A 12,681-nucleotide genomic window follows, 5' to 3' on the forward strand; every position below is an offset into this window, starting at 1 on the left:
GTGTCACGGGGCGGAGGGGTGGAGGCGGTCGCGGTGCTGGAGCCGGGCTTGAAGGCCTCCTCGACGGAGGTCTCCACGCGGCGCACGGCGGTTTCAATCTTGTCCGCGGCCGTCTTGGTGGTGGCGGCGGCCCAGGTGCGCAGCTGCACCAGGCCCTCCTTCACCTTGGCCTGCTTTTCCGGGTCCTTCACTTCCTTGAGGAGACGCTCGGCCTCGCCGCGGAGGTCGTCCGTGGTGCGCTTGAGGTCCTCGCCGGTGCGCTTGAGGAAGTCCATCAACTGCCTGTCCCACTTTTCGGCCATGACGCGTCTCCTCCGTCTGCTCGAACCCATCCAACTGCACGTGCGGACCGGGCGCAAAGCCTTCCGCGCTGTCCGTGAAGGACGGCGGACCGCGCCATCGATTGCCGTGTGGCAGTGCGTCAGGCGCCCCGCCGGGGTGCAAGAGGGGGGGCTCGCGACAGTCGGATGCCAGACACGTTAAGGTGCGTGCCCTCTTCCGGGAAGGCCGCGTTGGGGCGGTCCCGGTGCTGGAGCGTTCCCTTATGTCGTCCCGGTCCCTCCGAGCGTTCGCGTCGCTCGTCCTCGTCACGTCCCTCGTCACGCTGGCCGCCTGTGGTTCGGAGGGTCCGGGGTCGTCCGGCCCGGTGCTGCCCCAGGTGGCGCTGGCCGCGACGGTGGGCGCCCCTTTCGAGAAGGTGCTGACGGCGACGGGGGGCACGGCGCCGCTGACGTACACGATGAACCCGGTGCCGCCGGGCTTCTCCTTCTATGGAGACAGCGGGCGGCTGGTGGGCCCCGCGACGACGCCCGGCGATTGGACGGTGACCGTCGTGGCGCGCGACGCCAAGGGCGTCCAGGACACGCGCGCCTATGCGCTGCGCGTGTCGCCAGCGCCGGTCATCGCGACGGTGTCGCCGCTGCCGGCCGCGACCGAGGGCAGCGCCTATACCTTCACCTTCACCTCCACGGGCGGGGCGCCGCCCCTGACCTGGTCGCAGGTGGGCGGGGCGATTCCGGACGGCCTGACGCTGACGGAGGACGGGGTGCTGACGGGCACGCCCTGGGTTCCGGCGCTGTTTGAGTTCACGGTGCAGGTGAAGGACGCCAACGGCGCCCACGCGGAGGCGGTCATCCAGGTGCCCGTGCGCACGTCGTCCGGGCAGCTGCCCGACGGCGGTCCGGTGACGGACGGCGGGACGAAGACGGATGGCGGCACGCAGACGGACGGCGGCACGACGACGGATGGCGGGACGCAGCCGACGGTGGGCCTGAAGGTGGGCAACTGGAACATCGAGTGGTTCGGCGACACGACGCCGGGCAACGGCCCGAGCGACGAGGCGCTGCAGCTGGCGAACGCGACGGCCATCATCGCGGACGCGGGGCCGGACGTGATGGGCGTGGCGGAGATCGTCGGCGTGGACGCGTTCAACTCGCTGAAGGCGGGGCTCTCCGGCTACAGCGGCCTGCTCGCGAGCAGCTACCCCTACGGCTCCACGGACCAGAAGGTGGGCCTGCTCTACAAGACGGACGCGGTGGAGCTGGTGGACTCGAACGTCGTGCTGACGGAGTGCGCGCCGGACTTCGCCTACCGGCCGCCCCTTCGCGTGGACCTGAAGGTGATCCGTGGCGGCGCGAAGGTGGACCTGACGGTGATGGTGCTGCACATGAAGGCGTACGCGGACGCGGATTCCTACGCGCGGCGCCAGGGCGCGGCGGCGTGCCTCAAGAACTACCTGGACACTTATCTGCCGACGCAGAACGTGATGGTGCTGGGCGACTGGAACGACGACGTGGACGTGTCCATCTACACGCCGTACGCGTCGCCCTACGCGGACCTGGTGAACGACTCCGCGCGGTACAAGTTCCTCACCCAGCCGCTGTCGGAGTCCGGTGTGGGCTCGACGACGAGCAACAGCCAGTTCATCGACCACCAGCTGGTGACGAACGAGCTGGCGCCCTACTACGTGCCGAACACCACGAAGGTGCTCAAGCCCTCCATCGTCAGCTACAAGAGCACCACGTCGGACCACTACCCAGTCTTCAGCCAGTTCAACTTCGGCGCGGCCTCGCAGGCGGGCAGCGTGAAGGTCACGGCGCCCAACGGCGGTGAGACGCTGCAGGCGGGCAAGACGTTCAACATCACCTGGACGTCGAGCAACGTGGCGCAGGTGAACCTCACGTACACGCTGGACGGGACGGTGTGGCGGGCGCTGGCGTCGAACGTGGCGGCGTCCAGCGGGCGCTACACGTGGACGGTGCCGAACGAGTCCTCCACGGCCGCGCGGGTGCGGGTGGCGGACACGGCGCGCGCGGACGTGGCGGACGTGAGCGACGGGGCGTTCACGATGACGCGGCCGACGCAGACGGTGTTCATCAACGAGTACCTGCCGCAGCCGTTCCCGCCGGCCTCGGGCGGGACGACGCCGGATTACGACCAGCAGTTCGTGGAGATCTACAACGCGGGGACGACGACGGTGGACCTGAGCGGCTGGAAGATCCACGACGCGAAGTCGTACTCGGGCGCGGAGGCGGCGCGGCACACGTTCGTGGCGGGCACGCTGCTGCCGGCGGGCAAGGCCTACGTGGTGTACTCGGGCTCGTCCGCGGTGCCGGTGGGGGCGCAGTACGCGACGTACGCCAACAACAACGGCTACGGTCTGCGGTTCGACCGGGGCGTGAACCAGAGTGGCGCGGGCGACGCGGTGTACCTGGTGCGCGCGGACGGCACGGTGCAGGACAGCCACTCGTACCAGAGCGCCGACGTCCTCGTGTACCAGGGCTATTCGTTCAACCGTTCCCCGGACGCGAGCGCCACGGGACTCTGGGACTACTGCGCCAACCTGTCCTCCTACTACTCGACCCCGGGCTACCGCGCGAACGGCAGCGCGTTCTGAGCGGTTCGCGGTGACATGACTTCCACCCGGGGTTCTGCTTGGGTGGAAGGATGCATGTCTGGATTCAGGTCGCGAGAAGCGTCACAGCCGTGGCGCTGAGCCTGTGGCTCGCGGCCTGTGGAACGTGAAGGCACCCGAGGGCCGGCGCATCGTGCGGACCGCGCGCTCCGTGCGGGACTGTGATGCGGAGAACCTCGAGTGCATCCAGCAGTGCATGCGCACCCCGCTGCCTCGTGGATATGGGCATGTCCGCATCCCGCGCGGGGCGGGAGGAAAGAATGACCACTGCGTCAACCAGTGCGAGCCGGCCTACAGGGACTGCCTCGAACTGGAGGCGCTTCGCCCCCAGGAGTTGTCCTCCACGGAGGCACTGTCGGAATGGGCGAACCGCCACCGCGAATTCCTGCTCGTGGGTAGCGTGGTCATCATCGCAGGGGTCACCTTTGTCGTTGTCTCCGCGGGCGTGGGGCTGATCGTCCTGGCTCCTGCATTGCTCATGACGGCCCACGACAGCGCTTCCGTCCTCCCTCTTGCGGAAACCCGTCCATGACCCGTCTCTTCGACCAGATTGAAATGCTTGGGCGTGTCCTGCTCGACGATGCCCCGAAGACTCCTGGAGGCGAGGAGGCGATCCGCACTGCCGCGACTGCCATCCGATTCATCGAAGCGACAGGGCAGGTCGCCGATTTCGAGGACTACGTCCGGAACCTCGAAGCCTTTGCGCCACCTCTTGCCATTGCCCGGTTCGACACCCGGCAGGATGCCGATGCCTGGCTGATGGCCCAGAAACGTCCACCGTCGTCTGCCTCCATCCTGGTGGCGGATGAGTACTTCTCCGTCTTCTTCAATCCCACGAGCGGATGGAGGGGCCTGGGGCGTCAGCCCCGACTTGAGCTCTATCTCCAGGAGATGGCGGACCAGAGGCCCACGCCTTCGGGCCTGTCCTTCGCCACGAAGGCGGAGACAGAGGCGTGGATGAACCAGCAGCCCACGCCGCCCCAGCAGGTGGTCGTCGACATCGCGGGGGCGCCGTATCTGGCGGCCTACCATCACCGCATCGACTACCGCGTCCTCTATCCCCTGCCCGCCCCCACGCCTCCTTCGCCGGAGACGTGAGGGCCACGGCGGCGCGGACTACAGCCGGAACTGCACGCGCACGCCCGGCTGGATCCAGACGTGGATCTGCTTATCGTCGCTGGAGAGGTCGTTGCTGACTTCCGCGGCATTGCCCAGGCGGATCGTGCCCTTGTTGTACTGCCCCACGGACGCGGAGATGTAGGGTCCCACCGCGATGGAGCGGGTGAGCTGGAGGTCCACGCCAAAGTGGGCGTGGCCCAGGTCATAGCCCTCGAGCTTGAACCAGGAGTTCCCCGCCCCCTCGCCCACTTCCAGCGAGCCGATCTCATAGCCCACGCCCACGCCCACCCAGGGCGAGACGAAGCCGGCCGGCCGGAAGTGGTAGTCCAGGTCGATGCCGAAGCGCAGGACCTTGCTCTTGCAGTCCACGCCATCCGAGCACTCGTCACCGGGACCGGAGCCGATGCCGTACTGGAAATAGGCGCCCAGCGAGAGCTGCCGGTTGAAGAAGTAGGAGACGTCCACCTGCGGCGCCACGGTGCTGCCGAACGTGTCCTTCAGCGAGAGGTCCGTGCCGGCGTCGCCCACCGGAATGCCAAAGGCGCCGCGCACGCCCAGCGCGAGCCCGGAGTTCGAGGGTTCCTGCGCCGCCGCCGGCAATGCGCCCAGGCAGGAGGTCAGCGCCAGCGATGCGATGAAGTGTCGAGCAGTCATGTCGTCCAGGGTGAAGGGGCCGTCACGCGACAGCCGTGGGAGTTGGCGGCGCCACGCACTGCAAGCCCGCGGCCAGGGTCCCCTGATGCGGGCGCCCTGGGCTTCGAGTGCCGGGGGACATGGGAATGGCCCTGAAGCGCGACAGGAATGTCAGCCTTTCGATGTGGGCCATGGCAGGGCACGCCGTGCGAGAGTCCCGGCCCAAGCCATGTCCTCCCCGCTGACCGAAGACTCCGAAGTCGTCCGCTGGCTGCGCGCCGAGCTCCAGGCCCGTGGACTGGCCCGCATCGAGCTGTCCGCGTCGTTGAAGCACCCGGGAACGCTTCATGACGACACGTTGATCATCACGGCGCCGGACGGAGCGCTGAGCTTCGGCTCCCTGCCGGAGGCCCCTCGTGCCCAGGTCAAGGGACTGATGCAGCGGCATCACGCGTCGGCGCCCGGGCGGGGGGACATCGCGCTGTCCATCGTCTGCGAGGCAGCGGGCCCACCGCGCATCCGGTGGATGGATGAAGCCCAGCGACAGCAGGACGCGAAGGAGCAGGCCCGGGCTGAAGCCCACTTCGATTCGCGGCGCTACGGACGCGCGCTGGCGCAGCGGGTGGCGGAGCTGATGGACGCGGGAGCGGACCTGTCCCTCACCGTGGATCCGCGCGAAGGCGTCTCCCGCGCGCTGTGGCGGTCCGGGGATGGCACGTACGCGCATGGGCTCCGGTACATCCAGGGGGACGCCCATGCGAAGCAGACCTTCGCATCGAGGGAAGAGTTCATCCGCTGGCTGGCGGAGCAGAGCGACGAGTCCCTGGCGAAGCTGGAGCATCCGGACGACTCGCGCATGTGGGGACTCGGGACGTTCAACCGCGCGTACTTCGCCCGGAAGACGGGCCGGCGGTCGTAGCGGAGGATTTCATGAAGCTTTCGTGGCTTTTCCCTCTGCTGTCGATGGCCTGTGCGAGTTCGCCGCCGCCGAACACCACGGCATCCGATGCCCCAATTGCTCAAGGTCCCTGGTCGGAGGTTCCAGCCATGGAACTGCCTGCGGGTGATCCCGCGATTCCCATCGGGTTTCTTCGCGATGTGGCGGAAGCGCTGCTCAAGCGACCTGGCTCCGTGGCCCACGGATACATTCGACCCGACCGTTTCCATGGCCGAGTTCCGCATGATTCCAGGCAACCCAGCGCCCGCCGTGTTCAAGGGTGAGGAAATCCAGATGTCGTCGGCGCTGGTGGCTCAGCGGCAGGATGGGACGCGATTCTTCCTTCGCTACTTTCCAACGGGAGAAATCCAGCAGTGGAGCCAGTCCAGGTCGAAGTGGGTCACACTCGGGACGTGTACTCCGCGCAGACTCAGCCCTCCTTTCAGCAGTGCGCCCCAGTGCCGCCCCGGAGCCCTGCGGCTCCTGAACGAGTGAACGCCTCCATGCGCAAGGCACTCATGCTTTCGGGGCTCGTCGCACTGGGGGCTGGTGGCTGCATCCGGCACAAGCCCTCATGGAAGGGAGAGGTGCAGTGGCCGGATGAAGGGTCCTCGTCCACCGTCCTCCCCTTCACCGAAGCGGGTGCCGCGCTGGCCGCGGCGGGCGCGCTGCGGGAAGTCATCCGGACCAATCCCCACCCTCAGCTCTTTCATGGCTGCACGAGCCCCGAACAAGGACTCGATGTCGCCGTCTTCACGGGACCGACAGCCAGCCTGTACTACGTCGCCGTGGAACAGCGGTTCAGCCGGTGTGGTGGCCCGAATGGCCGCGTCCTCGACTGGTGGCAGGTCTATGCAGTCACGCCCCAGGGCGAGGTGGTGGCGAAAGCCCCCCGCACTCCGGACGTACCTCTGGAAGAGCAGCCACCCACCGAGGAACCCATTCCGCCGGGCCCTGCTGAAGAGCCTGCTCCAGCTCCAGCTAAGACGACCGCTGAGTAGGGGTTTCTCTCAACGACTCTTGAGGTAGGCTGGCTTTTCCTTCTCCCAGCAGCTGCATCCGGGCTTCCCAGGTCCATGGCTTCCCATGCGTGTCACCCCTATCTGTTAGGTTTGAAGGATGGAGGTGACCCGTGATGTCGCTGTCCACTTCGGTCATGCCCCTGGTGCTGACGGTCCTGATGAGCACCACGGCGGTGGCGCAGTCCCGGACTCCCACGGTGAGGGAGCACAAGGCCCGGCAGCTCATGCTGCGCTCGGAGGAGCCTCCGGTGCTGATGGCGCTGCGTGTTGCTGCTCATGAGGTGACCACCGTCACCTTCGATGCGCCCATCGTTCCGGAGTCCGTGGACCGGAGCGTGCTCACGCCCTTCTTCTCCCGCGTGGCGGTGCATGAGGACGTCCTCGTGCTCAAGGCGTCCATGGATGTCCCCGCCGGGAAGGAGCCCGTGCTCACCGTGCGCTTCGCGGGGCCGGGCGCTCCCGCGCAGGTGGGGTTCGTGCTCACGACCGTGGAGGCGGAGGTGGATTCACAGGTGGAGGTGTTCCGGCAGGGGCGCACCGCGCAGGACCTGGGGAAGGAACTCGCGGACCTGCGGGCCCGGTGCGCTGTCACCGAGGCGGGGCTCGCGACGCTGCGTGCGCAGTGCGCGCTGCGTGGGCTGGGCGGCGCGGTGTTGATGGGGGTGATCACCCGTGAAGGTGTCTCGGTGGAACACCTCCCGAAGCCTTCGCTGAGCCCGGGAATGACCGCCGAAGGCCCCCATGTGCTCTACCGCGCGGAGAACACGCGTGCCCTGTCGACCTCGCTGATCAACGCCGTGGGGGCTGCGCCTTGGATACCGGGCTTCGCTCGGATGACACCGCGCGGGCCCAGCGCGCTGCCTGCCCGTGAGTTCCCTCTGCTCATGCAGGTGAAGCAGCTGTCGCCTGGGGAGCAAGCCACCGTGGTGGTGGAATGGCACGCGCTTCCGGACCTGCCCGCTGGCACGCCCTTCACGTTGGAGCTGCTGGACGCGAAGGGCGAACGCGGCGTCCGCTGGGAAGAGGTGGCGCCATGAGCCCGCACGAGGCAACGCCCGGCGAACAGTCCGGGCCTGAGCATCCCGCATCCACCCAGCCCGCGCAGAAGGCCCATGGCCCTGTCCAACCCTCCTTGCTGCTGATGGTGGATGCGCTTCCTCCGGGTACCCCCATCGGTCCCTGGCGCGTCCTCCGTCGAGTGGCGTCAGGCGGGTACGGCACGGTCTACGTCGTTCATGCGAAGCACCATCCTCGCGGCACGCGGTACGCCCTGAAGCTGGCGCGCCAGCCCGACAGTCCGTGGTTCTCACGCGAAGCGGAGGTGCTGTCCCGCCTGTGGCATCCGGGAGTGCCCCGCTTCGTGGAGGCAGGGGCATGGAGACCGGGCTCCGGGAACCACCCGTTCCTGGTGATGGAGCATGTGGCCGGTGAGTCGCTCTATGAGTGGGCCCGCGCGCGCAACCCCACGGCCCGCGAGGTAGGCGCATTGCTCCTTCAGGCCGTGGAGATCCTGGCCTTCGCGCACCAGCGCGGTGTCCTGCATCGCGACGTCAAAGGCGACAACCTCCGCGTCCGGCCCGGTGGACGGCTCACCCTGCTGGATTGGGGGGCGGGCTGGCATCCCGAAGCGAAGCCCCTGACCGGAACAGGCCAGCTGCCTCCTGGCACGGCGCACTACTTGAGTCCCCAGCTCCACCGCTGGCGGATGGCAGTGCCGTCGCAGGAGTGTCCTCGCTACGCAGTGGCGGATGAGCTGTACGCCCTGGGCGTCACCTTCCATCGCTTGCTGACCGACACCTATCCGGCGCTCCCGCTGGAGGGGGAAGGACTCGCATGCGCATGGCCCAACCCGCTGGTGCCGGAGGCGCTGGCCTCACTCGTCATCCGGCTGCTCGCGTTCGCGCCCGAAGCACGACCTCCGAGCGCCTCCACATTGGCCTCCGAACTGCATCGGGTCCTGCCCCATGCGGATGCAACCTGGGACCACCCCCTGTTCGACTGGGCCACACCTCCCTCTGATTCCTCGCGCACGACGCAGGAGGCGCCCGGGATGGTGGGGCCGGTGGCTCCCGGTCAGGAGGTGCCGCTCCAGCATGCACGTCTTCAGCGCCTGGACCGGCTCCAACGTCTTCGCGAAGCACGCGAACTGCGTCACCGGCTTCCCCGCCATGTCGCCCGGATGGAAGCCCAGGACATCCTCGCCGCGAGCACGGTGCGCCGCCGACAGACGCTGCGGGCCTTGTGGCGTCAGGGGACCGTGGGCTTCGCATGTGTGGTGGCCATGGCTTGTCTGGGCTGGAGCCTGGGACTCTTTTCAAACTCCGGCGTCGATGCGCCAGCGCCCCCTTCCACGCCTCCCGTGGCGCGGGTGCCTGCGTCCGACCAAGCTGCCGCGTCCGGAGCGGCCTCTCCTTCCCCTGCGCCGCTCCCGCCGGAGAAGGACGCCATGAGCATTCCCTTGAAGCAGGACCCACCTGTCCGCGGACGTTCGCTGTCACGCGGCTGCACGTTGGCTGTCGGTGCGGCGACAACCCTCATTGCCTGCTCGGGTGCGCAGGTGGTGCCCAAGCCCCAGCGCTGTCCCACGGAAGCGCTGGAGGCAATGAAGGCGTTGAAGCTGCGGCGGGGTGCGAAGACAGCCATCACGGTCGACATCCGCTATCCCTTCCGCCCGGATGCCGACATGCTCACCGTGCACGACGGAGACATCGTCAGCGTCCAGAAGGAAAAACGCGGCGATCTTCCGGAGGGCACCCTGCTCTACGGACGGCTGTGGACAGGGGGAGAACGGGTCATGGGCCGCTACACGCGAGCGGAGACGCCTGACGGCCTCACCTATCCTGTCTGCTTCGTCCTCGGGAACGACGATGGCTTCTGGCCACTGGAGACGGGCTCCAAGCCCGGTGCCGCGCTCCTTCCCCGGACCGCGGGCTACACCGTGGTGGACGCATTCCCGTAGGTCATCACGGCAGGTCGCGCAGCAGTTGCGTCAGGGCGATGTAGAGCTCCAACGCGCGGAAGCACCACAGCAGCAGGACCGCGCTCCCCAGCACGAGCCCCCCGAACGCCAGCACGGCACGGCCGACAGGGGGCTCCGCCTTCCGGTTCACGCGCCGGAGCGCCGACGCGTCATCCAGCCGATGAGCGTCAGCACCGCCGGGGTGATGAGCAGCACATGCCGTGCCCAGGGCCTCAAGGCCTTCACGCCGTTATTCCAGCAGGTCGAGGAGCGCCATGGGCTCCCTGGGCTCCAGCAGGTCCAGGCGATGCCGGGCCTTCACCGCCAGCTCGAGCGGCTGAACTCCATGACGGAACCAGGCATGCGCGATGCGGTCGATGCCAGCGCCAATCAATGGCGCCGCCGTTCGCAGGCTGGCGCGGAGCGCGACCGCGTTCGTCTGCCCACCGTGCAGCACCAGGTTGCGTTGGCGATAGAGCCGGCGAAACGCCCGCACCGCGTAGCCCTCTACTTCCTTCAGCTTCTTCCGGGGCTCCTGGAACAGCCCCTTCATGCGCGCGACCGCCGCCTGGTGACTCCAGACAGGCTCAGCCCAGGAGAGCGGCTGGGCCTGCCGGATGGCCGCGCCCATCACGGATGCGCGTTCATGATTGCTCGCGCACCGCAGGAGTTGTTCGTAAAGGGGGCTGGCACTGCTCCTGCCCTGCAGGGACGCCAGCAACGTCAGCTCCGCCCTGGGGAACGAGCACGCCACCAGGGAAGCCAACCGGTCACCGGCGGGTGACTTCTGGCCATCCTCGGGCGCGACCAGCAACGCCTCGATGGCGGCCCAACCCGCGGCTACCGCGACCACGGCGGGCGCGTCCAACTGCCCCAGCAACTCGAACGCCGCGTCGACACGGCTGGGAGGCCCGGACGCGAAGAGCTGGTCCTGGCGCTCCAGGCTGCGGACCTCGACCCGCCGGTGCCGACGCAGCGGCAGCGGCCGCTGGATGCCTTCGACGTACGCGTGGTCCCCAGGCCTCATCTGCTGGCCGGTTCCAATCAGAAGCCGGGCGGCCAGCTTCTCCACCGTCTCCGAAGCCTGTTCAGCGGCGGAGAAGGCATCGCGGGCCTGAACCGTCAGCAACCAGCCCCCACCCTGCCGGATGTGGGTGGGGTCGAATCCATTCGTGATGAGCCACTTCGAAACCGTGGGCGCATCACACCATTCGCGCGGTGGAGGTCCCTGGAAGCCCAACGCGTTGTGCATGGTCAGGAGGACCTGGAAGCGCGAAGGCTGCGTGCGGGCCAGGCCATGCGCCTCCTCCAGCAGGTCCGACAGACGATAGGTCTGCGTGGAGTGCACGAGCCGGTATGTCAGCCAGCGATGGAGGAAGTCGGGGCTGAATCCCGCATCCAGCAGATGCGAGGCGACGGCGCGGGCCACCCGTTCCGGTTTCACCGGGATGCCCTGCGCGAGCTGCCCGGCCCAGCGGGACAGGTACGACGCATCAATCTCCTCGGTGAGACGGTGCACCGCGGGCAGCTCCCCGGAGCGGGGCCTCAACGGAGAGCCAAGCAGCCGTTGCAGCAGGCTCCGGGACTGCGGTGCGATGCCTTCGTCCGGGCCCAGGGCCCGGGACAATTCATTCGCCAGCCACTCGACCGCCTTGTCGGAGAGGACGCCCGCCGGGACGGCCTCCACCGCCTCCATCAGTTCGCGGAGGCTGAGCACCGTGCCCACCTCCCACAGCCCTCGAAACCAGGCAGTCCAGGCCGCGAAGAACTCCAGGAGACGTGCCGCCACCAGCTGTGAGCTGTCCTTGCTTTCGAGCACCGAGCGTCCTATTTTTAGAGCAGGTCACTTGACCGTCCTCTCTACGGAGGCCGTCCCCGCCTGGGAGCTGTTCATCTCGGTGGGTCTCGGCCTCCATTTTTTTGTCCGCGAGCAGGGCCACAGGTCCGCCGCCCCTGCTTCCGCGAACCTCCCCGACGCTCAATGCAGGATTCGCACCCGCGGCCTCCGGCTCCGGAGGGCTCCACCCGGGTTCGAAACCATCCCGACGCCAGGCTCAAGAAAACGCACGCCGTGCGTGTGGCGACGACCGGATTTTCCAGGTCATTTCGTATCTCATTTCCAGAAGGGGCCAGGGAGGGCCGGGCACAGGGCCCGGCTGGGCCACCTACCCGGGACGGAGCCTTCCGCGTGCTGCCAGGAACCGAGCGGTCAGTCTTGGAGGCCTTCCGCCGGGGTGACACCGCGGTGCTCACCCAGGTCTACCGCACCTATTCACCCGAAGTGCTCCGCTACCTGTCCCGGCGCTTCTCCGTCCATTCGGAGACCGGGACGCGCTCCGTCTCGCTCACGCCCCTGGACCTGGACGCCGCCCACCAGGAGACGTTCGTGCGGGCCTTCCGCCCCCACATGCGCCAGGCCTACGACGGCGTGCGCCCCTACCTGGGCTTCCTGCTCACCGTCGCCCGCTCCACCGCCATTGATTTGATGCGCGCCTCCGGCCGCGTGGCCCGCGAGGCCATCCCGCTGGATGACGCGCCGGAACTCGTCCACGCCCCCACCGAGGGCAAGAGCCCGGAGGAAGAGGCCCTGGGCGCCGAGGTCCGCTCCATCGTGCGCCGCTTCCTGGAGGCCCTGCCGGATGAAGGGCGCGCCCTGGCGCAGCTGCGCTTCATGGACGGCCTGTCCCAGGAGTCCGCCGCCGACCAGCTGAAGCTCACCCGCGGCGAGGTGCGGGTGCGCGAGCGCCGCCTGCGGTTGCAGTTCACCGAACACCTGAAGGACTCGGGCTGGTTGGACAGTGACGTCTCACCGGGACGCCTGCAGCTGGGCGCCCTCCTGGCCACCCTGGCCCTGCTGTGCGCCATCCCATTCGGGAGCCTCCCATGAAGTGGTACGAACGACATGTGGACGCGGGACTGACGCGCTGGTCCCTGGGGGAGCTGTCCGCCCCGGAATCCTCGCGGCTCCTGCGCCACGCCCACGCCTGCGCCCGCTGCGGCACCCGCTACGACAAGTGGGCCCGCGCCCACCGCGTCTTCGAGTCCGGCCAGACGGACACGCCCACCTCCACGGAGCTGGAGACGCTCACCGCCGCGG

At 68.3% G+C, this 12,681-nt stretch carries 11 protein-coding genes and 2 pseudogenes; 9 read left to right on the top strand and 4 right to left on the bottom strand.

Annotation, left to right across the window (positions count from 1 at the left end):
* Positions 1 to 302, bottom strand: a pseudogene (locus D7W79_RS28295) (transcriptional regulator); the annotation flags it as partial.
* 242 nt (positions 303 to 544) lie between these two features.
* Here D7W79_RS28295 and D7W79_RS43850 point away from each other — a divergent pair.
* The 3 genes from D7W79_RS43850 to D7W79_RS43330 all read left to right on the top strand — a co-directional run bounded on the left by D7W79_RS43850 (position 545) and on the right by D7W79_RS43330 (position 4,012).
* On the top strand, positions 545 to 2,896 hold the full coding sequence (locus D7W79_RS43850) for a lamin tail domain-containing protein (RefSeq protein ID WP_158617067.1): 2,352 nt from the start codon (positions 545 to 547) through the stop codon (positions 2,894 to 2,896).
* 124 nt (positions 2,897 to 3,020) lie between these two features.
* Positions 3,021 to 3,446, top strand: a complete 426-nt coding sequence (locus D7W79_RS45265) for a hypothetical protein (RefSeq protein WP_244222009.1) — start codon at positions 3,021 to 3,023, stop codon at positions 3,444 to 3,446.
* A gap of 227 nt (positions 3,447 to 3,673) precedes the next feature.
* The gene (locus D7W79_RS43330) at positions 3,674 to 4,012 is read left to right on the top strand and encodes a hypothetical protein (RefSeq protein ID WP_147442092.1); all 339 of its coding nucleotides are present in this window, start codon (positions 3,674 to 3,676) and stop codon (positions 4,010 to 4,012) included.
* 18 nt (positions 4,013 to 4,030) lie between these two features.
* On the opposite strand, the gene D7W79_RS28315 is transcribed toward D7W79_RS43330, so the two are convergent.
* Positions 4,031 to 4,687, bottom strand: a complete 657-nt coding sequence (locus tag D7W79_RS28315) for an outer membrane beta-barrel protein (RefSeq protein ID WP_120528509.1) — start codon at positions 4,685 to 4,687, stop codon at positions 4,031 to 4,033.
* Between the two features lie 208 nt (positions 4,688 to 4,895).
* On the opposite strand from D7W79_RS28315, the gene D7W79_RS28320 reads away from it, so the two are divergent.
* The 4 genes from D7W79_RS28320 (at position 4,896) to D7W79_RS28340 (ending at position 9,584) form a co-directional block, all read left to right on the top strand.
* A complete protein-coding gene (locus D7W79_RS28320) occupies positions 4,896 to 5,585 on the top strand; it encodes a hypothetical protein (RefSeq protein WP_120528510.1) in 690 nt (229 codons plus the stop codon).
* A gap of 521 nt (positions 5,586 to 6,106) precedes the next feature.
* Positions 6,107 to 6,604: a hypothetical protein gene (locus tag D7W79_RS28330; RefSeq protein ID WP_208729859.1), complete on the top strand. Its 498-nt coding sequence runs from the start codon at positions 6,107 to 6,109 to the stop codon at positions 6,602 to 6,604.
* Between the two features lie 134 nt (positions 6,605 to 6,738).
* Positions 6,739 to 7,662: a DUF2381 family protein gene (locus D7W79_RS28335; RefSeq protein ID WP_120528511.1), complete on the top strand. Its 924-nt coding sequence runs from the start codon at positions 6,739 to 6,741 to the stop codon at positions 7,660 to 7,662.
* A complete protein-coding gene (locus tag D7W79_RS28340) occupies positions 7,659 to 9,584 on the top strand; it encodes a serine/threonine protein kinase (RefSeq protein WP_158617068.1) in 1,926 nt (641 codons plus the stop codon). The genes D7W79_RS28335 and D7W79_RS28340 overlap by 4 nt, the downstream gene beginning before the upstream one ends.
* Positions 9,585 to 9,588: 4 nt before the next feature.
* On the opposite strand, the gene D7W79_RS43855 is transcribed toward D7W79_RS28340, so the two are convergent.
* Together D7W79_RS43855 and D7W79_RS28345 are read right to left on the bottom strand one after the other, a co-directional pair.
* Positions 9,589 to 9,735, bottom strand: a complete 147-nt coding sequence (locus tag D7W79_RS43855) for a hypothetical protein (RefSeq protein ID WP_158617069.1) — start codon at positions 9,733 to 9,735, stop codon at positions 9,589 to 9,591.
* A gap of 99 nt (positions 9,736 to 9,834) precedes the next feature.
* Positions 9,835 to 11,403 (bottom strand): hypothetical protein, encoded by a 1,569-nt coding sequence (locus tag D7W79_RS28345; protein WP_120528513.1) that lies wholly within the window; start codon positions 11,401 to 11,403, stop codon positions 9,835 to 9,837.
* A gap of 396 nt (positions 11,404 to 11,799) precedes the next feature.
* Here D7W79_RS28345 and D7W79_RS28350 point away from each other — a divergent pair, with 396 nt between their 5' ends.
* Together D7W79_RS28350 and D7W79_RS28355 are read left to right on the top strand one after the other, a co-directional pair.
* Positions 11,800 to 12,471 carry an RNA polymerase sigma factor gene (locus D7W79_RS28350; protein WP_244222010.1) on the top strand — a complete coding sequence of 224 codons (672 nt, stop codon included), beginning with the start codon at positions 11,800 to 11,802 and terminating at the stop codon, positions 12,469 to 12,471.
* Positions 12,468 to 12,681, top strand: a pseudogene (locus D7W79_RS28355) (hypothetical protein); the annotation flags it as partial. The gene D7W79_RS28350 and the pseudogene D7W79_RS28355, both read left to right, overlap by 4 nt.

This window comes from Corallococcus exercitus (genome assembly GCF_003611585.1).
In the GTDB taxonomy this organism is placed as follows: Bacteria; Myxococcota; Myxococcia; order Myxococcales; family Myxococcaceae; genus Corallococcus; species Corallococcus exercitus.

What these genes read in the sequence shown, in the direction of transcription:
- D7W79_RS28320 (WP_120528510.1), top strand. Translation starts at nt 4,896, where the DNA reads ATGTCCTCCCCGCTGACCGAAGACTCCGAAGTCGTCCGCTGGCTGCGC.
- D7W79_RS28315 (WP_120528509.1), bottom strand. Translation starts at nt 4,687, where the DNA reads ATGACTGCTCGACACTTCATCGCATCGCTGGCGCTGACCTCCTGCCTG.
- D7W79_RS43850 (WP_158617067.1), top strand. Translation starts at nt 545, where the DNA reads ATGTCGTCCCGGTCCCTCCGAGCGTTCGCGTCGCTCGTCCTCGTCACG.
- D7W79_RS28335 (WP_120528511.1), top strand. Translation starts at nt 6,739, where the DNA reads ATGTCGCTGTCCACTTCGGTCATGCCCCTGGTGCTGACGGTCCTGATG.
- D7W79_RS28340 (WP_158617068.1), top strand. Translation starts at nt 7,659, where the DNA reads ATGAGCCCGCACGAGGCAACGCCCGGCGAACAGTCCGGGCCTGAGCAT.
- D7W79_RS43330 (WP_147442092.1), top strand. Translation starts at nt 3,674, where the DNA reads ATGGCCCAGAAACGTCCACCGTCGTCTGCCTCCATCCTGGTGGCGGAT.
- D7W79_RS28330 (WP_208729859.1), top strand. Translation starts at nt 6,107, where the DNA reads ATGCGCAAGGCACTCATGCTTTCGGGGCTCGTCGCACTGGGGGCTGGT.